The organism is Mesorhizobium sp. M0676, assembly GCF_040320535.1.
GTDB lineage: Bacteria > Pseudomonadota > Alphaproteobacteria > Rhizobiales > Rhizobiaceae > Mesorhizobium.
This window is the reverse complement of the sequence record NZ_JAMYPU010000009.1, coordinates 44,168-63,076: the sequence shown is the minus strand read 5'-3', so window position 1 is coordinate 63,076 and position 18,909 is coordinate 44,168. Positions and strand designations below refer to the sequence as shown.

The following is an 18,909-nucleotide window of genomic DNA, read 5'->3' as shown; positions in this document are numbered from 1 at the left end:
ATCTATCAGGAACCGTCGAGCAAAGCCGTGGCGGTCCGCTCGTCGGTGATGAGGCCATTGACCAGCCGGCGGTTCACAGCGGCCAGGATGCCCGGCAATTTACGCTCGCCCATGGCGAGCGCAATGACCAGCGACTTTTCGCGTGACGGCAAGGCTGCCGACGATACCCGGTCGTTGGTGATGCCCTCGATCATGCGGCCTTCCCGGTCGAACACCCAGCCGACGATCTCGGCGACGCCGCCAGCCTTTTGCAAAGCCTTCAGCTCGCTTTCCGAGATAAAACCGTCCTCGTAGAGCGGCGCCTTCGGGCCGAGATCGCCGATGCCGACAAAGGTGACGTCGGCTTCCGCGGCCAGCGCCAGCGTCGGTTGGATCATCGGCTGGGCAAGCAGCATCTCGCGCTCTTCCGGCGACGAGGCGATGACCGGCAGCGGCATCGGGAACGAACGCGCCTTGACCCGGTCGGCCATGGTGAAGATGACGTTGTAGAAGGCGGCCGAACCGTCGGGCGAGATGTTGCCGGTCAAGGACACAACCTTGTGCTGCGAGCATTCCATCGGCGGCAATTGCTCGATCGCCGCCTTCAGCGTGCGGCCGGTGCCGATGGCCAAGACGATGGGCGTCGGTGACCGCAGCCGCCGCTCGATCTCGGCCGCAGCCGCCTCGGCAATGCCGATCGTGGTCGAGGATGAGGTTGGATCGCTCGGCACCACTTCGACGAGGTCGAGCGCGAAGCGTGACTTCAGTCTAGCTGCGAGATCAAGGCAATTGGCGATCGGGTGGTCGACCCGCACCTTGATCAGCCCCTCCGACACCGCCAGCGACACCAGCCGCTGCGCCGTCTGCCGGGAAATGCCGAGCGTGGCGGCGATCTGGTCCTGGGTGTTGCCGGCAACATAATAAAGCCAGCCGGCGCGCGCTGCCTCGTCCAGCCTGCTGCTGCCGCCGTCTTGCCGCGAATTCAAAATGTGCCTCCAGCCCTGCCCGATTTGCCTGCCCTCGGGCGAAGCGTCATAGTCTTGCAGGGAATGTGTCGGCGCGCAATTGTCTATTGGCAGGGCAATTGCTTGCTGCTTCCGATCCGACTGCCGCGCGGCAATCAACCCAGCGAAAATCGCCGGCGAACGGGCTCGGCGGTTTATCTCCTGATACAAACGCTTTAAGGGGATCGGCAAAAGGAGCCTCGCATGACGCCGAAAGCGGTTTTCTGGGATATGGACGGCACGCTGGTCGACAGCGAGCCGCTGCATGAGGCGGCCTTGGTGGCGGCGCTGCGCAGCGTCGGTATCACGCCGCCGGCCGACCTGCATGAGCGGGTGCTGGGCGTCGCCGCCGCACCGGTCTACGAGATGCTGCGCAGCGAGTTCGGCCTCGACCTGCCCTTCGACGACTGGATCGTGCGCAAATACGATCACTACATGCCGATGGCCGAGACGCTGAAGCCGCGCCCCGGCGCGATCGAAGTGTTCAACGAGTTGCGCGCGCTCGGCGTGCAGCAGGCGGTGGTGTCCAATTCCGACCGGGTGATCGTCGATGCAAATCTGAGCGCCGTCGGCCTGATCTATCCCGGCATGCGCACGATCAGCCGAAACGACGTGCGCGAAGGCAAGCCGCATCCCGAACCGTTCCTGCGCGCCGCGTGGCTGGCCGGCGTCGATCCTTCAGACGCGGTGGCCGTCGACGACAGCGTTACCGGCGCCACATCAGGCCTGGCCGCGGGGATGCGGACGATCTTCTGGCCGGAAGCGCCGATGGCAGGACCGAAGGGCGCTGTCGTGATCAACAGTGCGGAAGAGTTGCGGGCTCAGTTGGGACTCTGAGAAGACCCGCGAAGGCCTGCGCTGCCCCTCATCCCTCTGCCGGGACCTTCTCCCCGTGAACGGGGAGAAGGGTGAACTCATTCAGCTCCGGTAAACCGGCTCCTCCTCGTCGAGGATCGCCTTCAGCTCGGCAAGGTGACGCTCCGCCTGGCCGGGATAGTCGTCCATCTCGCTGGCGGCCTTTTCGGCAATGGCGTCGGAGAGCGTGCGCAGCGGCCGGCCGGTCCACAGCGCCTTGATGTAGGTCTCGGCGGCGCGTTCGAAATAGAACATGCGGTTGAAGGCGTCGGCGACGGTGTCACCGATGACCATGACGCCGTGATTGCCCATCACCATCACCTTGACCTTAGGGTCGGTGAGCAGTTGCGAGCAGCGCTCGCCCTCTTCCTCGAAGGCCAGCCCGCCATAATGGGCGTCGACGACGTGGCGGTTGAAGAACATGGCCGAGTTCTGATCGATGGGCGGCAGGGTCGAGTCGGCCAGCGATGCAAGCACGGTGGCATGAATGGAATGCACATGCATGGCGCAGCGCGCATGCGGCACGTTGCGGTGAATGGCGCCGTGCAGGCCCCAGGCGGTAGGGTCAGGGGCGTTGGGACCGGTCAGCGTCTCGGGATCGTTGGCGTCGATCAACAAAAGGTCGCTCGCCTTGATGCGCGAGAAATGCACCTGGTTGGGGTTCATCAGGAATTTGCTGCCGCCCTCGTTGACCGACAGCGAGAAGTGGTTGGCCACCGCCTCATGCATGTTGAGCCGCGCCGTCCAGCGGAAGGCGGCGGCCAGATCGACGCGCTCCTCATAGTAGGGCAGGTTGGTCAGCGTTTCCTTTTGCAGGCGGGCGATGCTCATCCGAAAAACCTCCGTTTTCAAGAGAATGCCGCGCTCAGCCGTGGCCAGCAACCGCAAACTGGTGGGTCAGGCTGTCTCCGCATTGTCCGTTGTCCCAAAACCGCTACGCACTTTTGGGCGACATGCATTACGCCGCCGAGCGGGCCGACTGCAGCCCGCCATGTTCGACGATGAAGTCGATGACTTCCTGCAGGCCCTTGCCGCGCGACAGGTCGGTGAAGCCGAACGGGCGCTTGCCCCGCATTCGGGCGGCGTCGCTCTCCATGACATCGAGGTTGACGTTCACATAGGGCGCCAGATCGCTCTTGTTGATGACCAGGAAATCGGAACGGGTGATCGCCGGCCCGCCCTTCCTGGGGATTTCCTCGCCTTGGCAAACCGAGATGACATAGAGGGTCAGGTCGGCGAGGTCGGGCGAGAAGGTGGCGGCGAGGTTGTCGCCGCCGGATTCGATGAAGACGATGTCGAGATCGGGGAATTTCCTGTTCAGCCCGGCGATCGCCTGCAAATTGATCGAGGCGTCCTCACGGATGGCGGTGTGCGGGCAGCCGCCGGTCTCCACGCCGACGATGCGGTCCTCAGGCAGCGCCTGCAGGCGAGCCAGCATCATGGCGTCTTCCTTGGTGTAGATGTCGTTGGTGACGACGGCGATGGAGAAATCGTCGCGCAGCGCCTTGCAGAGCTTTTCGGTTAGCGTCGTCTTGCCGGAGCCGACGGGACCGCCGATGCCGATGCGCAGGGGACCGTTGGCCTGAGTCATAGCGAAAAATCCGTCATGCCGAAAAACTCCGTGATGGCGAGGATGGCGAAGCTGAGCCCGATCAACAGGCAGAGCGGCGAATAGAAGCTGACATCGAGCCGCGCAAAAGGCTGTTCCGGCGCCAGACGGCGCCACCACGGCGTGAAGCCGGCAATGCCGCGGCCGAGGAAGACCAGCCCTATGAGCAGCGCTGTGGCGGCAAGGCCTTCCCTTGGAAAGGGGGTGGCGAAGACCCCGGTCAGCGCCAGCGGCCACAGGGTTGCGAGGCACAGGCACGCGGCAACGGCGAAACAGGCAAACGGCGTCGGCATCTCGTCGACGCCGCGAAAGCCGACGACGGCGTGGGCGCAGGAGACGCCGTCCCTGCCCGGCCAGATGCCGCCAAGGCCCCAATAGACATGCAGCGCGGTGATCAGCAGCAGGACGGCCGAGAGGGCGAAGGCGAGGACGATCATGAGCGGAACAGCCTGGAATACTGCGTCTCGTGCTTCATCGCCATGATGTCGGAGATGAAGGCGCAGCCGCCGAGATCGTCCAATGTCGAGCCGGCGGCGCGCGCGGCCGTCGACAGCGCCAACGGCTCGAAGCCGGCGAGCAAGGCCATAGCGTCCGTCTGGCCGACGATTCCGAGTCGGATCGCCGCCTGGACGAGGTTGGAGAAGAAGGCCTGCAGGAAGGCCGACATCGCGTCCTGAATCGCGATGCCGTTGCCGCCGGCAACGGCGCCGACGGCGACACAGTAGGCGCATTCGGCCGGCAGGCGGCCCAATACCGGATTCGCCCACGCCGCTGCCGCTTTCAGGAAGGCGGCGCCTTGCAGCATGGTTTCGGTGTGGCGCTCACGCGAGCCGGCCAGCGCTTCGGCGAGATCGGCAATTTCATGGAGGTCGCCTTCATGGAGGTCGCCGCCGTCGCGGGCGCGGCGCCAGCTTTCCGCGAAGAGCACGGCGTCGTTCCAGCCCGAGCCCATCTCGACCAGCGTCTCCAGCCAGAAGGCGAGGCTGGCGGTATCGGCAACCAGCCCGTCTTGCCCGGCGCGTTCGAGACCATGGCTGTAGGCAAAGCCGCCGACCGGAAAGGCCGGCGACAGCCACGCCATGAGCCGCAGCAAAGCGATGCCGGACGGCTGGTCAGTCATGATCGTGATGATGCCCGTCATGGGAATGGCTGTGCGAATGCGACTCGCTGTGTGCGTGGGAACGTCCATCATGGGAATGCGCTTCGGCGTGCGCATGCGCATGGCCATGATCATGACCATGCGCACCTTGGGCGGAATAGGCGCCGCGCACCGGCTTGAACGGTTCGGAGACTTCGCGCACCGTGGCGCCCAGCCCTTCCAGCATAGCCTTGATGACAAGGTCGCGCAAAATCAGGATGCGGCTGGGCTCAATCGCAGCCGCCAGATGCCGGTTGCCGATATGCCAGGCGAGTTCGGTCAGATGCACGGCGTGGCGGGCGCGGATGTCGTAGACCTCTTCGGGTGCCGCGGTGATCTCGACCTGGCCGCCATCCTCCAGCACCAGCCGGTCGCCATCGTTCAAGGTCACGGGTTCGGGCAGGTCGACCAGCACCTTGCTGCCGTCGGCAAGCTCGATGGCGCGGCGGCGCAAATGACGCTCGTCATGGGGCAGGACGGCACGGCCGGATGGGGCCGTGGTTCCGGCAGTGCCGGCAGCCACCACCGAGACGGCGCGCGGGAACTTGGTGAAGTCGGTGTTCAGGTTGAGTTTCATCGCATGGCTCCACCGTTAGCCTGGGCTCTCGCACGGGCAGGCCGCGCCAGGACGCGGTCGAAATACGCGTTGACGCGCTCGGATTCGATCGGAAATTTTCCGGCGCGGGCCCAGCCGCCCATGTCGCCCAACAGCACGTCGACGGCGGAAAACCGGTCGCCCAGCGCAAACTCCCGATCCCCCAGCCGGCCGTCGAGCGCCTTGGCCTCCGAGGCGAAATCGTAGGCGGCGGCGGGGCCGACATCGACCCGCACGTCCTTCGGCAACAGGAAGCGGTGGCGCAGCTTGTTCCACAGCGGCGCTTCGAACTCGGACTGGGCAAAATGCATCCAGGAATCCATTTCGGCGCGTCCGGCCACACCTGGATTGGCGCCCATGCCTTTGTCGGCGTGCTTGTCGGCGAGATAGACGCAGATTGCCGCCGAATCAGTCACCGTCAGTTCGCCATCGATCAGGATCGGCACCTTGCCCGACGGGTTGAGCGCATAGGCTTCGGGCGAACGCAATTTGACCTCGACGAATTCATAGGGCTGCCCGAGTTCCTCGAGCATCCACAGAACGCGGCTGACGCGGGATCCACGCGATCCGATGGCCTTGTACATGGTTGAACCCTCTTTCCTGCGACCCTAAACCATAGCCACTGTTCAGACGATGGTGTCGAAGAGCCGCAGGATGAACGATACCTGATAGATCAGCGTGCCGACGACGAAGGCGATGTGGAAACGGCGGTCACGCACCAGTATGGCGGCAATGCACAACACCACGAAAACCGGCGTTCGGAACAGATATTCATTGCCGTAGCGGGCGAAATGCTCGGGACCTTTCAGCAGCGTGTCGACGACATCGAGCAGATAGGTGGCCGCCAGCAGGCCGAAGAACCAGCCGCGGCGCGAATAGAAGAAATCCTCGTAGCTGGTGTAGTCGAGCATCGAATCCGGAAACAGCAGCGCGCACAGCAGGAACAGCGTGATGGCGTAGAAGATCAGGAACAGGTACTTGCCGAAAGTCCAGACCTCTATGGTGTAGAGGCCGAACTCCCACCACCAGAAATGCACCAGCAGCAACAGCATGGAGGCGACCCAGCCGAGGTGCACGGGATAGAGCCTGTACTGGCCGGGATGCTGGACGATGCGCGCCACCCCCGACAGCAGGCGAGCGACGCCAAGTCCGATCACCATGCCCATGACGATGCGGATATGCGGGAAGATGTCGTGGGCGGAGGCTATTTCGGTGGCCATGACCTGCTACGCGGTTTCTTTGAGCCGCATATTGCGGCGGCACCGACCGGCTCGCAATGGAATTTGCCGGGTCGATCAAATCGCCCCTCGCCTCAAAACAGGAAATACCGCTGCGCCATCGGCAGCACGGTTGCCGGCTCGCAAGTCAAGAGTTCGCCATCGGCGCGAACCTCATAGGTTTCGGGATCGACCTCGATATGCGGCGTGGCGTCGTTGAGGATCATCGAGTGCTTGCCGATGCCGCCACGGGTATTTTCGACCGCGACGAACTGCTTGTCGACGCCGAGCCTGCCATGCAGGCCGGACTCCAGCGCCGCCTTGGAAACGAAGGTCACCGACGAGTTGGTCCTGGCCTTGCCATAGGCGCCGAACATCGGGCGGTAGTGCATGGGCTGGGGGGTCGGGATAGAGGCGTTGGGGTCGCCCATCGGGGCTGCGGCTATCATGCCGCCGATCAGCACCATGTCCGGTTTGACGCCGAAGAAGGCTGGGTTCCACAGCACCAGATCGGCGCGCTTGCCGACCGCGATCGACCCGATGTCCCTGGACAGCCCATGCGCGATGGCCGGGTTGATGGTGTATTTGGCGATGTAGCGGCGGACGCGGAAATTGTCGTTGTTGCCGGTCTCCTGCGGCAATGACCCGCGCTGGCGCTTCATCTTGTCGGCGGTCTGCCAGGTGCGGATCGCCACCTCGCCGACACGGCCCATGGCCTGCGAGTCCGACGAGATGATCGAGAAGGCGCCGATATCGTGCAGAATGTCTTCCGCCGCGATGGTCTCCTTGCGGATACGGCTTTCGGCAAAGGCGATGTCTTCAGGGATCGACGGCGACAGATGGTGGCAGACCATCAGCATGTCGAGATGCTCGGCCAGCGTGTTGACGGTGTAGGGCCGCGTCGGGTTGGTCGAAGACGGAATGACGTTGGGCAGGCCGCAGACCTTGATGATATCGGGCGCATGGCCGCCGCCGGCGCCTTCGGTGTGGAAGGCGTGGATGGTGCGGCCCTTGATGGCGGCGACGGTGTTCTCCACAAAGCCGGATTCGTTCAGCGTGTCGGTGTGGATCATCACCTGCACGTCGTAATCGTCGGCAACCGACAGGCAGCAGTCGATGGCCGCCGGCGTCGTGCCCCAGTCCTCGTGCAGCTTCAGCGAGCAGGCGCCGCCCAGCACCATTTCCTCGAGCGCCGCCGGCAGCGAGGCATTGCCCTTGCCGGACAGGCCGATGTTCATCGGGAAAGCGTCGAAGGACTGGATCATGCGCGCCATGTGCCAGGGTCCCGGCGTGCAGGTGGTGGCCAGCGTGCCATGCGCCGGGCCGGTGCCGCCGCCGAGCATGGTGGTGATGCCCGACATCAGCGCTTCGCCGATCTGCTGCGGGCAGATGAAGTGGATGTGCGCGTCGAAGCCGCCGGCGGTCAGGATCTTGCCCTCGCCGGCGATGATCTCTGTACCGGGGCCGATGATGATGGTGACGCCGTCCTGCGTGTCGGGATTGCCGGCCTTGCCGATCGCCGCGATGCGGCCGTCCCTGAGACCTATATCGGCCTTGAAGATGCCGGCCGTGGCATCGACCACCAGCGCGTTGGTGATGACGGTGTCGACCGAGCCGCCGGCGCGCGACACCTGGCTCTGGCCCATGCCGTCGCGGATGACCTTGCCGCCGCCGAATTTCACCTCCTCGCCATGGACGGTGAGGTCCTTTTCGACCTCGATAAACAGCTCGGTGTCGGCCAGGCGCACTCTGTCGCCGACCGTCGGGCCATACATCTGCGCGTAGGCGGCGCGGGTAATTCTAGCCATCAGTCAATGCTCCCCAAACGAGAGTCCGGCCGCAGCCGAACTCCACATCGTCGCCATCCAATGGTCATGCAATGACCCGCTCGGCGACACCTTCTGATCCCATTTGGCCGTTGAGGTGGCCGTGCCACCCCAAACCGCCCGTTTGCCAAACCCTTGGCCAAATCGATGAAAGGAAAATACATGCGCAAAATGATCGTTCTTGCAGCCGCCGCCACGTTGGCCTCCGCAACCGTAGCCGGCGCCCAGCAGCAGCCCACGCCGCAACCGAAGCCGGCGGCGCCCAGCGCTCAGCCGGCAGCGCCGGCGATCCAGAAGGTCAACATCGTCGATATCAGCGAATTGCCCAAGGCCACCCAGACGCAGGTCAATCAGGTGATCGCCCAGCGTGGCGATGCCGGGCTGCAGAAACTGCGCTCGTCGATCGACGCGACGCCGCAGATCAAGTCGGCGCTCGAAGCCAAGGGGCTCACCTCGGCACAGGTGGTCGCCGCCAGCATGACCACCGATGGCGCGCTGACCCTGGTCACCAAGAAGGCAAGCTGAAGAAAGCGCCTGGCGGGCCGGCCCCCGGCCCGCCAGCCCCCAGGGGACCTTGGCTCGACAGGAGGCGTTTCGTCCCTTTGGCGCCGAACGGCGTTGCACAGAAAAGTCCACCAGGAGCGAGCGATGCCTGTCTTTGCCGACACCAGATGGCTCCAGAGCCTTGCTGCCTGCGCATTTCTCGCAGCTTTCGGCCCGCAAGCCGCGCAAGGTCTTGAAAGCGCTGACGCCGTCAACCGGGCCGACACCGTCAACCGGATCGTCGGCTCCGATGTCCGGCAGGAGGAGGCGCGGACGGAACCACAGACCAACAAGATCATCACCGCGATCGAGCGGACGCGTGAGAACATCGGCGCCGTGCGCAAGACGTCCAAGCTCGATACGGTAGATATCGTCTTCCTCACCGACGCGGCGCGCAGCGAAGGCGGCCCGCCGCCGGCCGTCGAGAGCAAGGTCGAACAGCATCAGGACGACATTGCGGAACTGCGCAAGGAGATCGACGCCAACGCCTTGCTGTTCAACGCCATCGATTCGCGGCGCGTGCTTACGGAAGACGTCCTTGCGGTGGAATTCGACGGCTCGGCAAGAATCGTCATCTACGCGGCGGCTAGGCCGCCGAACTGACCTCAGGGCGCTCGACCTCGTCGATCTCACAGCCTGCCCATGATCTTCTGCTGAAAACCGTAGACCTCGCGTTTTCCTCCGAACGGCACCAGCGTGACGTCCCGCTCTTGTCCCGGTTCGAAGCGCATCGCGGTGCCGGCGGCAATGTCCAGACGCATGCCGCGCGCTTTGTCGCGGTCGAATTTCAACCCCTCATTGGTCTCGAAGAAATGGTAGTGGCTGCCGACCTGGATCGGCCGGTCGCCGCTGTTGGCCACCTTCAGCGTCACCGTCGGCAGCCCCTTGTTGAGCTCGATGTCGCCGCTTGCGGTGATGATTTCGCCGGGAATCATCGTTAGCCTCACAAAACGCCGAAGACCAGGCCGGCGCCGACTGCAGCACAAGCGGCGCCAGCGGCGCGGGCAAGCCCGAGAAAGCGCATGCCGAGGCCAAGGCCGGCAGCGATGCCCATGGCATGGAGAAGTGCGGTGGCAACGGCAAAGCCGGCCATATAGTCAAGTCCACCGGCATTTTCCGGCACTTCGGTGCCGTGGGCATGGCCATGGAACAGCGCGAACAGGCCGATGATGGCGACTCCGGCCGAGACCGGCAGATCGACCGCCAACGCCACCAGCAAGCCAAGCGCGACGACGGAGGCAAGGATGCCCGGTTCGACGAAAGGCACCGGCACGTGGAGCATGCCGAGCGCGCCGCCGACCAGCATGACGCCGACAAAGGCCAGCGGCCAGGCCCAGATCGCCTTGCCGCCCTTGAGCGCCGCCCACAGGCCGACGGCGACCATGACGGTCATATGGTCGAGGCCGGACAGCGGATGCGCGAAGCCCGCCGCGAAGGACGAGGTGGTGGCGATGCCGACATGGGCATAGGCGGGCATCGCCGCCGCCAGCAGCAGGATCGCTGCAAGCGTGGTGCGTTTGGTTGAAGCAGAGATCATCGGTCTTCCCTTCGAAGTCACGAGAACAATCACGCAGCCTTGCGCGGGCCGCAGCCCTCGGCCTTGAGCACGCGTTGGGTCGAGGCCGGATATTTCACCAGTTTCTTCACTGGGCGGATCGGGCGTGCGGAAAAATTGCCGCCGCAGTTCGGGCAGACGCCGCCCAGCACATGTTCAGCGCAGTCAGCGCAGAAGGTGCATTCAAAGGTGCAGATCAGCGCGTCCGCCGCTTCCGGCGGCAGGTCCTTGTCGCAGCATTCGCAATTCGGTCGCAGCTCCAGCATCGTTTTCTCCTCACCTGATCGGTTCGTGAACGGTCACCAGCTTGGTGCCGTCGGGAAAGGTCGCCTCGACCTGCACGTCGTGGATCATCTCGGCGATGCCTTCCATCACCTGCGCGCGGGTGATGACATGGGCGCCGGCCTCCATCAGTTCGGCGACCGGGCGGCCGTCGCGGGCGCCCTCGACGACGAAATCGGTGATCAGCGCGATCGCTTCGGGGTGATTGAGCTTGACGCCGCGTTCCAGCCGCTTGCGCGCCACGATCGCCGCCATGGCGATGAGCAGCTTGTCCTTTTCACGCGGCGTCAGGTTCATGCGCTTTCCTGGATTTGGCCTGTATTTGGCTCAGAGTGACCATAATTTGGGCAGACCCGCCCGCCCGTTGAGCAGTTCGACGAGCGGAACCAGCCGCTTGCGCAGCTGATAGCCGTCCTCGGCAAACAGCCTCGCAAGAAGCTTGCCAGATTTTTTGACGCTCCAGGCGCTGGCATCGCCGTCGGCGCCGACGATGTCGCGGGCCGGATCGAGCAAGGCTTCGGCCTGCGGCGAGACCATCAGCAGCGTCGCAGCGGCAATGGCGCCGCCGGCGACCGCCGGGCGGCCAAGTGCCGCCGCGATAGCCGGCCCGATGCGGAAATCCTCGGCATGAACGAGCGCACCATCCTGGCGGACACGCCAACGGTCGTGGAAATGGCCGTGCGCGGCCTCTTCGCCCATGGCGAGGCGGCCGAATATGGTGGCTTCAAGCAGCAATGCCTCGGCGCCTGCGGCAAGCTCGACCTCGAGCGTGCGGGCAAAGGCCGAGCGGTCGAAGACGATGGTTTCCTGGGGCAGCCAGGCGATACGCCCGCCCGCGCCGACGCTGAGCTTCACCCGAACTTCGGCGCGGTCGCTAGCGGCACGATAGATCTTTTCGCAGGCCTGGGTGGTTATCGAGGCGGAGGCACCTGGCCCGACATCGATTTCCCAGCCGAGCCGATCGCCGCCGGTCAGACCGCCGGCGGTGTTGATGAGCACGGCTTCGAGCGGATCGGCCGCAACGGCCGGCATGCGGATTTTGGCCGAGCCGTCCTGATAGAGGCGCAAAAGCCGGGTGCGTCCATCCCTGACGCCGCACGCAAGCCGGGCCGCCCCGGCCGCGCGCTGGGCCGGAAGAGCTGGGATCAAGACATGCTGCAACGTATCCACGGCGCTAACGTTAAGCACTCCCGGCGCTTTGTCGATATGGTGCTTGTTGATATAGCTTGTTGCTTGACAGCGTTTCCGTTTCTATAGAGGGAGCCTCTTTGGAACGGTCATGCTGCGCCTGGCGGGTTTTTGAAGGCGACGGCGATTTCAGTCCAGGCAACAGGGGCGCCAACCAATCGGCACCGCGACGTTATAAAATTGGGGAAGGAATCGAATGGCTGACGAGCTGGCAACGGAAATCATCGCCAAGATCAGGGCACATGCGGAGCCCGGTGGCGAAGAGATCACCACCAATACGGAATTGACCGCGCTTGGCATCCATTCCCTAGAACTGACCGAGATCATCTTCGATCTCGAGGAGCAGTACGGCATCGAGATCGAGATGAACACGGTCGATGCCTGGAGCAATCTCAAGAATGTCGGCGATATGGTTGAGGCTGTTCGCGCGCTGATTGCGAAAAAAGCCTGAGCTGAATGCAAAAGCGCGTCGTCATTACCGGCATCGGCGGCATATGCGGGCTCGGCGCCAATGCGCCTGCAATCTGGAACGAAATGCGGGCCGGCCGATCGGCCATCGGTCAAATCAGCAATCCCGGTTTGCATGATTTGAAGGTCAAGGTCGGCTGCGAAATCAAGACGCTGCCCGACCATGGCATCAGCCACAAGCAGACCGTGTCGATGGACCGCTTCAGCCTTTTGGCGACGATTGCCGCGCGCGAAGCCATGCAGCATGCCGGCCTGACATCGACTGAAGCAACCACCTACCGGATGGGCGCGGTTGTCGGCGTCGGCGTCTGCGGCTGGGAGGCGATCGAGGAGAACTATCGCGCCATCCTGGTCGACGGCAAGAACCGGGCCGGCATCTTCACCGTGCCGAAAGTGATGCCGAGTGCGGCATCCGGCCATGTCAGCATGAATCTCGGCCTGCGCGGGCCGGTGTTCGGCGTCACTTCGGCCTGCTCCTCGTCCAATCACGCCTTTGCCTCGGCGGTCGACCAGATCCGGCTCGGCCGCGCCGATGTCATGGTCGCCGGCGGCACCGACGCGCCGCTGCTTTGGGGCATCCTGAAGGGCTGGGAGGCCCTGCGGGTGCTGGCGCCCGATACCTGCCGGCCGTTCTCGGCCGATCGCCAAGGCCTGTCGCTCGGCGAAGGTGCTGGAATGGCGGTGCTGGAAACGTATGAACACGCCATGGCGCGCGGCGCGACCATTCTGGCCGAATTTGCCGGAGCCGGCCTTTCCGCCGACGCTTCCGATATCGTCGCGCCGACTGTCGAGGGACCGACGGCGGCGATGCGCGCCTGCCTGGCGGACGCCGGGCTCAATCCCGAGGACGTCGACTATCTCAACGCCCACGGCACCGGCACCAAGGCCAACGACCAGATCGAGACGGCGGCAATCAAGCGCGTCTTCGGCGACCATGCCTATAAGCTGTCGGTGTCGTCGACCAAGTCGATGCATGCCCATTGCCTCGGCGCCTCGGGCGGCCTGGAAATGATCGCCTGCGTGATGGCGATCCGCGAAGGCATCGTGCCGCCGACGGCCAATTTCCGGCAGGCCGACCCCGACTGCGATCTCGACATCACGCCGAATGTGGCGCGCGAGCGCAAGGTGCGCGCGGCGATCAGCAACGGTTTTGCCTTCGGCGGCACCAATGCCGTGGTGGCGTTCAAGGCGGTCTGACGGCAAGCGACTGGCCTGAGCGACTGGCCCTGAATGACTGCGAAGACGGTGTGTGCACCTTCGACCGGTTGATCGGCAAAGAAGCCGAGGATAATCCTTCGCAACTCGCCAGACGGCGCGATACCGCGCCAAATTCCCGACCGGAGCTTTCGATGACCGACCTGTCCGCCTTTCCGATCACCAAGCGCTGGCCGGCCAGCCACCCCGACCGCCTGCAGCTCTATTCCGCGACGACGCCGAATGGGGTGAAAGTCTCGATCGCGCTGGAAGAACTCGGCCTCCCCTACGAGGCGCATCTGGTGGATATCGGCAAGGACCAGAGCTGGACGCCGGAATTCCTGTCGCTGAACCCGAACGGCAAGATACCCGCGATCATCGACCCCGACGGGCCGGGCGGCAGGCCATTCGGCCTGTTCGAATCCGGCGCCATCCTGCTCTACCTCACCGACAAGACCGGCAAGCTGATCCCTGCCGATCCGGCGCGGCGCTACGAGACCATCCAATGGGTGTTCTTCCAGATGGCGGCGATCGGGCCGATTTTCGGACAGGTCGGGTTTTTCAACAAATTCGCCGGACGCGAGATCGCCGACAAGCGGCCGCTGGATCGCTACCGCAATGAATCGCGGCGGCTGATCGGGGTGCTGGAGACGCGGCTGAAGGGTCGAACCTGGATCATGGACGACGACTATACCATCGCCGACATTTCGATGCTGGGCTGGGTGCGCAATCTGATCGGCTTCTACGAGGCGCGCGAACTCGTCGGCTTCGACGACTTCCCCACCGTCGCGGCATGGCTGGAGCGCGGGCTGGCGCGGCCCGCGGTGCAGCGCGGCCTGACCATTCCCGCCAGGAATTGACCTCGGCCAGCCGAAGCAGCCGGGTCTATTTCGCCTTGGCCTTGCTTTTCGAGCCGCCCTTGCCCATGACGGACGCAGCGAGCGACGCAGCGCCCCTGGCTGTCGCCGCCACCGCACCAGCGGCGACATTGGCGGTCGCCTTGACGGTGCGCATCGCGCCGCCGGCCACCGAGCCGCTGCTTGCCGGCTTCTTGGGTTTGGCGGTTTTCGCCGTCACCTTTGCCGTCGCCACCGGTTCTACCTTCTTTGGCGCCGCTTTGCCGAAAGCCGGCTTTGCGTCCTTGGACCGCTCGGCGATCGCCGGGCCGGCGCCTGCCTTCGCCTGCGTGGCCTTTGCCTGCCTGGCTTTGGGTTGAGCGGTCTTGCTCTTGGCGGGTGTTTTTGCCTTGGTTGCCATCTGACGGTTCCCTCACGGCGGCACGATTGCCGATGAGAGATAACGACCTGAAAGTCTTAAGGTTCCCGTTCCGAAGTCCAGCGAACTATGCGGGATCGCCAACAACCAGGTCGGCGGACCTGCGACGGCCGAGCACGCGATCGATGTTGGGCATGTCGTTGGAAGCGATCCAAGCGCGGGCGTCTTCGTCGGAGCGGCCATGCTCGTGCCAGCGCACCAGAAGGCGGCGCTCGAGTTCGGCACGCGGCACATCGACAAAGATGGTGAAGTCGAACAGCGGCGCCAGCCGCGACCACGGCTCCTCGTCCAGCAGGAGGTAATTGCCTTCGACCAGGATGAACTTGGTCTCGGCGGCAACGATGGAGGCGGCGGCGCGCGACAATTCCATGCTGCGGTCGAACACCGGAATGGCGATGTCTGGCTCGCCCGAACGGATGCGCTTCAACAGCGTCTCGAAGCCGGCGAAGTCGAAAGTCTCCGGCGCGCCCTTTCTTGACCGCAGGCCGCGCTGGTCGAGCACGATGTCATCATAGTGGAAGCCGTCCATCGGCACGACTTCAGCCGCGCCCTCCGGCAACAGATCATGCAGGCCGGCCGAGAGCGTCGACTTGCCGGCGCCGGGCGGGCCGGCAATGGCGACGATGAAGCGTTTCGCCTTGCCAGCGCGCTTGAAGATGGTGGCGGCGAGATGGGCGATTTCGGACATTGGGCGCTTCCAGTTATGCTTTGCATCTTGTCGGCAGTTTGAGGAAATTTCAAACCGCGATTTGGGCAATCTCACGACATCCGCCACGTCAGCGCTGCCCCTCGTCGCCCTGCCGGTGTGCAGCCGATAGATGGGTAACACTTCTCCCCCTATGCGTCCGCCGCAGCGCCAAGCAGATTGGTTGGCGCGGCGGTGCGGCGGACAAGCTCCATGTGCCGTGTGTCGAGGATGCCGGCAGGCAGGTGAGGGGCAGGGCCAGCGTTCGAAAATCAGCCGGGCTGGCCGATCCGCAGGAAATCGCTGTCGAATGCGACATCGCGGGTCGAACCATCGGCTCCGGTGAGATGCATGTGACCTGAGGCTGTCCCGATAGCGCGCGGCGGCTCGCCGCTCGCCAGCGGCAGCGTGCCGATGACATGGCGGAAGGAGACTTCGCCGCCGAGGGTAAAAGCGGTCGCGACCCCTTCGCGCTTCAGCCAATTGTCGTCGATCGATGCGGCATGGCCGATGGCGGCGCGGCCGTCCTCGATGCCCAGCACGCCGCGATGGCGGCTGCTCCACGGCGCGTAGTCGCGGCCGCCATTGCTGAACCACAGCATGGTGACCGGAAGCTCCGCCGGGTTCTTCAGCACCAGCACCAGATCCTGTTCGGCCCGGCGCGCCAGCGCCGTCCAGCCCGGACCGTCATGATCGGCTTCGACCAGGGTGATGAAATCCTCGCGCTCATCCTCCATGCGGTAGTCGGTGAGATCGAGCGTGCCGCCGCCAGTGGCTGGAAAGCGCGTCAGATCGGTCGAGCGGGCGGGATAGGAAAGCTTGAAGCGGCCGCGGGCCGGATCGGGCTCCAGCGGTGCGTCCAGTGTCCCGGCAAAGCGCTTCGGCGAAAAGGCCAGCCGGCCGCCATCGCGCATCGCCGCCATCGGATGGTGGGCGGCGGAGACCGCTCCGGAACCGCCGGAAAAGACATGCTCCTGATAGAGAAAGGGATGACTGTTGCGGAGCGTGAAGATCTTGTCGACCGTCGCGCCCATCACCGTGCGGCGCAACCGGAAGACGGCCCGCCAGCCGTCGGATGTCGCTTCGCTGACGGTGACATCCCAGGGGCTGTTGGCCGGCCAGCCATGCAGCGGTGCGGCCTCGATGTCGCTGGCCGAAAACGGTGCGCATAGGAAATCGCCCGACAGCCGCACCGTGCCTTCAGGCAGGTCCGGCGGCAGCGTCTCGCCAGCATCTATCCAGGGCGCGCGGTGCAGCGGCTTCAGCTGGCGGCCATCGCTGTCGACCGTTATGTCGGCGATATGGCCGACAGTGAGATCGAGCGTGACCGAAATGCCCTTTGCCTTGATCGTGACCGTATCCATCCGCGCACCTGCTGATTCTGATGGCAGCGAACAAACCCGCTCCGCGAGGGATGCGCAAGCACAGCGACCGGCATTTTGCATCAGGGCGATTTTTACCCTCCCCCTTGTGGGGAGGGTCGGCGAGCGATCGGAGCGAAGCGGAGATCGATCGACGGGTGGGGGTAGCGCCCTACGAGGACCCCCACCCCGATCCGCTACGCGGATCGACCCTCCCCACATGGGGGAGGGTGGGCGCCTACTGCCGCTTATACTCGCGCACCGGCGACTTGGTGCCGTCGGTGTAGGTGACCTGCACCGCCATCGACGTCACGTTGTCGGCGACCTTGAAGTAAGGCTGGTAGTCATAAGGAATGGCGTACGGGTCCTTCTTGTCGCAAGGCGGCAGCTTGATCTCCCTGTCGAGCGCCGTGCCGTTCAGGCTGTAGCGCACCTCCTTGATGCCGCAGCGGAACGACAGCATCTGGGAGAAATAGACCAGGCCATGATTGCCGCTGGCGTCGAAGGCGATCCACGACGTCCAGAACTGGTCGAGGATCTGTTTGTTGCCCTGTTGCAGCGCTGCGTCCGGATCGAAACTTATGTTGAACGGCCCGGTCTCGCGGCCCCTGAGATCGAGATACTTGACCCCGATGGTGGTGGCCGTGGTGCTGTCGGGCAATTCGAAGCTCGGATTGGGCATCGGCTTGCCGGTGCGCTGGTCGTTCATCGCCATCAGCCCGGTGTCGGTGAACGGACCTGACACACCCATGCGCCAGGAAATGCCGGTCGCGGCCTCGGGCAGCGAGATGGAGATCGTCCAGCCGGCATTGGAGCGCATCGGCGTCAACGTCGGGGCAAAGCGTGCTGGGTCGAGCACGTCGCCAAGCGCCGTCAGGCGGGTACGGCTGCGGTCGAGCCAGTCGGTGAGCTGCGTCTGGTCGACGAAATATTTGAGCAGCCCGCCTTCCTTTTCATAGGAGACGAACCTGGTCAGCGCCTCGGCCTCGCTGCGCTTGTCGGACAGCGACTGGACGCCGAGGCGATCCTCGGAAAACTCCTGCGCGAGCAGGTAATAGGCCGGTGCGAAATCCGGATTGGCCGCGATGAAGGCGTTGAGCTTATCGAGACGTTGGGCATCGTCGAACTGCAGGATATGGACCAGCTTGATCGACAGCGCCTTGGCCTTGTCGGCCAGGGCGCCGAACACTTCGCGGGCGCCGGCCTTGCCGTCCTGCACGCGCAGCAGGGTGGCGAAGCGTGTGTAGGGATCGACGGCGTCGACGTCGAAACCGGCGAAAGCGAGATAGGAGCGCCGCGCATTCAGCATGTCGCCGGAAAGCTCGTAGACGCGGGCATTGTGATAGAATTCGTCCGGCCGCTTCGGCTCGGCGATCGTCCCGCCCTGCGCGGCCAATGCGGCAAAGCCCTTGGCGATGGTGTCGATCGAGGCGGCGATCTGCTCGGTGGTCGCCTGAAGCTTATCCGCCTGCTCGGCCTGTTTCTGCTGGCCGGCAGCGAGCGTTTCGGTCGTCTGCTTGACCGCCTCTACCGACTTTTGCGTCTGCGCGCCCTGCTCAGCCTGCTGCTGCTGGGTCGACGCAATTTCCTCGGTCTTCTTCGCCACCGCGTCGGTCGATTGCTTGACCTGGTCGACCGCCAGCTTCGTCTCGGTTACCGTTTGCTCGATCCTGGCCACCCTGGCCGAGACGATGCCCATCTGCTGCTGCAACTGGGCGATGGCCGGCACCAGGCCGGCGATCACACCGTTCTGCGAATTGGTCTGCTGCTGCAGGCCATAGACGCCGCCGGCGACGGCGGCAGCGCTGGTGGCAAAGATCAGCGCCGGCAGCGCTTTGGCGGCCAGCACCAGCCGCAGAACGATGGCAATGGCGATGATGGCGGCGGCAACCGAAGCGACCAGCGCGATATAGGCGGCGAACGGCGCCAGCGGATTGAGGATGTCGGAAGCCGCGCCGCCGATGAAAGCGACGCTGCCGGCCCATTTGCCGGTGCGGCTGAGCGAAGCCCTGATAAGAGATGGCGCAGCCGCGCCGATGTCACCGGTCATTGTCAAATCCCCCAAGCAATTGCCGCCTCTATAGCAGCACCGCGACCCCGCAGGCAAAACAGGACAGGAAGCAGGCGATTTCGGG

At 64.5% G+C, this 18,909-nt stretch carries 24 protein-coding genes; 6 read left to right on the top strand and 18 right to left on the bottom strand.

What is annotated here, in order from left to right; all coding sequences use genetic code 11:
- Positions 1 to 5 precede the first annotated feature (5 nt).
- The gene (locus NKI35_RS12135) at positions 6 to 965 is read right to left on the bottom strand and encodes a sugar-binding transcriptional regulator (RefSeq protein ID WP_023671243.1); all 960 of its coding nucleotides are present in this window, start codon (positions 963 to 965) and stop codon (positions 6 to 8) included.
- 222 nt (positions 966 to 1,187) lie between these two features.
- Here NKI35_RS12135 and NKI35_RS12130 point away from each other — a divergent pair, with 222 nt between their 5' ends.
- Positions 1,188 to 1,820: an HAD family hydrolase gene (locus NKI35_RS12130; RefSeq protein WP_023671242.1), complete on the top strand. Its 633-nt coding sequence runs from the start codon at positions 1,188 to 1,190 to the stop codon at positions 1,818 to 1,820.
- 81 nt (positions 1,821 to 1,901) lie between these two features.
- On the opposite strand, the gene NKI35_RS12125 is transcribed toward NKI35_RS12130, so the two are convergent.
- From NKI35_RS12125 to ureC, 8 genes are all read right to left on the bottom strand, one after another.
- Positions 1,902 to 2,669 carry a class II aldolase and adducin N-terminal domain-containing protein gene (locus NKI35_RS12125; RefSeq protein WP_352740165.1) on the bottom strand — a complete coding sequence of 256 codons (768 nt, stop codon included), beginning with the start codon at positions 2,667 to 2,669 and terminating at the stop codon, positions 1,902 to 1,904.
- Positions 2,670 to 2,796: 127 nt separating this feature from the next.
- Positions 2,797 to 3,429, bottom strand: coding sequence for an urease accessory protein UreG (gene ureG / locus NKI35_RS12120; protein ID WP_023671240.1), 633 nt, complete (start codon positions 3,427 to 3,429; stop codon positions 2,797 to 2,799).
- On the bottom strand, positions 3,426 to 3,884 hold the full coding sequence (locus NKI35_RS12115; RefSeq protein WP_023745871.1) for a DUF3995 domain-containing protein: 459 nt from the start codon (positions 3,882 to 3,884) through the stop codon (positions 3,426 to 3,428). The genes ureG and NKI35_RS12115 overlap by 4 nt, the downstream gene beginning before the upstream one ends.
- Entirely contained in the window at positions 3,881 to 4,567 is a 687-nt protein-coding gene (locus tag NKI35_RS12110) for an urease accessory protein UreF (protein WP_352740283.1), read from the bottom strand. The genes NKI35_RS12115 and NKI35_RS12110 overlap by 4 nt, the downstream gene beginning before the upstream one ends.
- A complete protein-coding gene (locus tag NKI35_RS12105; RefSeq protein ID WP_352740163.1) occupies positions 4,560 to 5,162 on the bottom strand; it encodes an urease accessory protein UreE in 603 nt (200 codons plus the stop codon). The genes NKI35_RS12110 and NKI35_RS12105 overlap by 8 nt, the downstream gene beginning before the upstream one ends.
- Complete coding sequence (locus tag NKI35_RS12100) at positions 5,159 to 5,764, bottom strand: glutathione S-transferase family protein (RefSeq protein WP_023683600.1); 606 nt, start codon at positions 5,762 to 5,764, stop codon at positions 5,159 to 5,161. The genes NKI35_RS12105 and NKI35_RS12100 overlap by 4 nt, the downstream gene beginning before the upstream one ends.
- A 42-nt stretch (positions 5,765 to 5,806) precedes the next feature.
- A complete protein-coding gene (locus NKI35_RS12095) occupies positions 5,807 to 6,400 on the bottom strand; it encodes a hypothetical protein (RefSeq protein WP_352740161.1) in 594 nt (197 codons plus the stop codon).
- A 92-nt stretch (positions 6,401 to 6,492) separates the two neighbouring features.
- On the bottom strand, positions 6,493 to 8,205 hold the full coding sequence (ureC, locus tag NKI35_RS12090) for an urease subunit alpha (protein WP_502897138.1): 1,713 nt from the start codon (positions 8,203 to 8,205) through the stop codon (positions 6,493 to 6,495).
- A gap of 180 nt (positions 8,206 to 8,385) precedes the next feature.
- Here ureC and NKI35_RS12085 point away from each other — a divergent pair, with 180 nt between their 5' ends.
- Together NKI35_RS12085 and NKI35_RS12080 are read left to right on the top strand one after the other, a co-directional pair.
- Complete coding sequence (locus NKI35_RS12085; protein ID WP_352740159.1) at positions 8,386 to 8,748, top strand: hypothetical protein; 363 nt, start codon at positions 8,386 to 8,388, stop codon at positions 8,746 to 8,748.
- A 123-nt stretch (positions 8,749 to 8,871) separates the two neighbouring features.
- Positions 8,872 to 9,369 (top strand): hypothetical protein, encoded by a 498-nt coding sequence (locus NKI35_RS12080; RefSeq protein WP_352740157.1) that lies wholly within the window; start codon positions 8,872 to 8,874, stop codon positions 9,367 to 9,369.
- 26 nt (positions 9,370 to 9,395) lie between these two features.
- Here the strand turns inward: NKI35_RS12080 and NKI35_RS12075 are convergent, their stop codons facing one another.
- From NKI35_RS12075 to NKI35_RS12055, 5 genes are read right to left on the bottom strand one after another with little or no spacing between them, the layout of a single operon-like run.
- Positions 9,396 to 9,701 (bottom strand): urease subunit beta, encoded by a 306-nt coding sequence (locus NKI35_RS12075; RefSeq protein ID WP_023671231.1) that lies wholly within the window; start codon positions 9,699 to 9,701, stop codon positions 9,396 to 9,398.
- An 8-nt stretch (positions 9,702 to 9,709) separates the two neighbouring features.
- Entirely contained in the window at positions 9,710 to 10,303 is a 594-nt protein-coding gene (locus NKI35_RS12070) for a HupE/UreJ family protein (protein WP_352740155.1), read from the bottom strand.
- Positions 10,304 to 10,332: 29 nt separating this feature from the next.
- Positions 10,333 to 10,587, bottom strand: coding sequence for a DUF1272 domain-containing protein (locus tag NKI35_RS12065; RefSeq protein WP_352740153.1), 255 nt, complete (start codon positions 10,585 to 10,587; stop codon positions 10,333 to 10,335).
- 10 nt (positions 10,588 to 10,597) lie between these two features.
- Positions 10,598 to 10,900 (bottom strand): urease subunit gamma, encoded by a 303-nt coding sequence (locus NKI35_RS12060; protein WP_023671228.1) that lies wholly within the window; start codon positions 10,898 to 10,900, stop codon positions 10,598 to 10,600.
- Between the two features lie 30 nt (positions 10,901 to 10,930).
- The gene (locus tag NKI35_RS12055) at positions 10,931 to 11,752 is read right to left on the bottom strand and encodes an urease accessory protein UreD (RefSeq protein ID WP_081726189.1); all 822 of its coding nucleotides are present in this window, start codon (positions 11,750 to 11,752) and stop codon (positions 10,931 to 10,933) included.
- 235 nt (positions 11,753 to 11,987) lie between these two features.
- Here NKI35_RS12055 and NKI35_RS12050 point away from each other — a divergent pair, with 235 nt between their 5' ends.
- From NKI35_RS12050 to NKI35_RS12040, 3 genes are all read left to right on the top strand, one after another.
- A complete protein-coding gene (locus NKI35_RS12050) occupies positions 11,988 to 12,242 on the top strand; it encodes an acyl carrier protein (protein ID WP_023671226.1) in 255 nt (84 codons plus the stop codon).
- Positions 12,243 to 12,247: 5 nt separating this feature from the next.
- Positions 12,248 to 13,456: a beta-ketoacyl-[acyl-carrier-protein] synthase family protein gene (locus NKI35_RS12045; RefSeq protein ID WP_023671225.1), complete on the top strand. Its 1,209-nt coding sequence runs from the start codon at positions 12,248 to 12,250 to the stop codon at positions 13,454 to 13,456.
- A 152-nt stretch (positions 13,457 to 13,608) separates the two neighbouring features.
- Entirely contained in the window at positions 13,609 to 14,313 is a 705-nt protein-coding gene (locus NKI35_RS12040; protein ID WP_023671224.1) for a glutathione S-transferase family protein, read from the top strand.
- Between the two features lie 25 nt (positions 14,314 to 14,338).
- Here NKI35_RS12040 and NKI35_RS12035 read toward each other — a convergent pair whose 3' ends face one another.
- The 4 genes from NKI35_RS12035 to NKI35_RS12020 form a co-directional block, all read right to left on the bottom strand.
- Entirely contained in the window at positions 14,339 to 14,710 is a 372-nt protein-coding gene (locus NKI35_RS12035; protein WP_352740151.1) for a hypothetical protein, read from the bottom strand.
- Between the two features lie 85 nt (positions 14,711 to 14,795).
- On the bottom strand, positions 14,796 to 15,416 hold the full coding sequence (locus tag NKI35_RS12030) for a nucleoside triphosphate hydrolase (protein WP_023671222.1): 621 nt from the start codon (positions 15,414 to 15,416) through the stop codon (positions 14,796 to 14,798).
- A 269-nt stretch (positions 15,417 to 15,685) separates the two neighbouring features.
- A complete protein-coding gene (locus NKI35_RS12025) occupies positions 15,686 to 16,777 on the bottom strand; it encodes a hypothetical protein (protein WP_023755467.1) in 1,092 nt (363 codons plus the stop codon).
- Between the two features lie 235 nt (positions 16,778 to 17,012).
- Positions 17,013 to 18,824, bottom strand: a complete 1,812-nt coding sequence (locus NKI35_RS12020; RefSeq protein WP_352740149.1) for a methyl-accepting chemotaxis protein — start codon at positions 18,822 to 18,824, stop codon at positions 17,013 to 17,015.
- Positions 18,825 to 18,909: the final 85 nt, after the last annotated feature.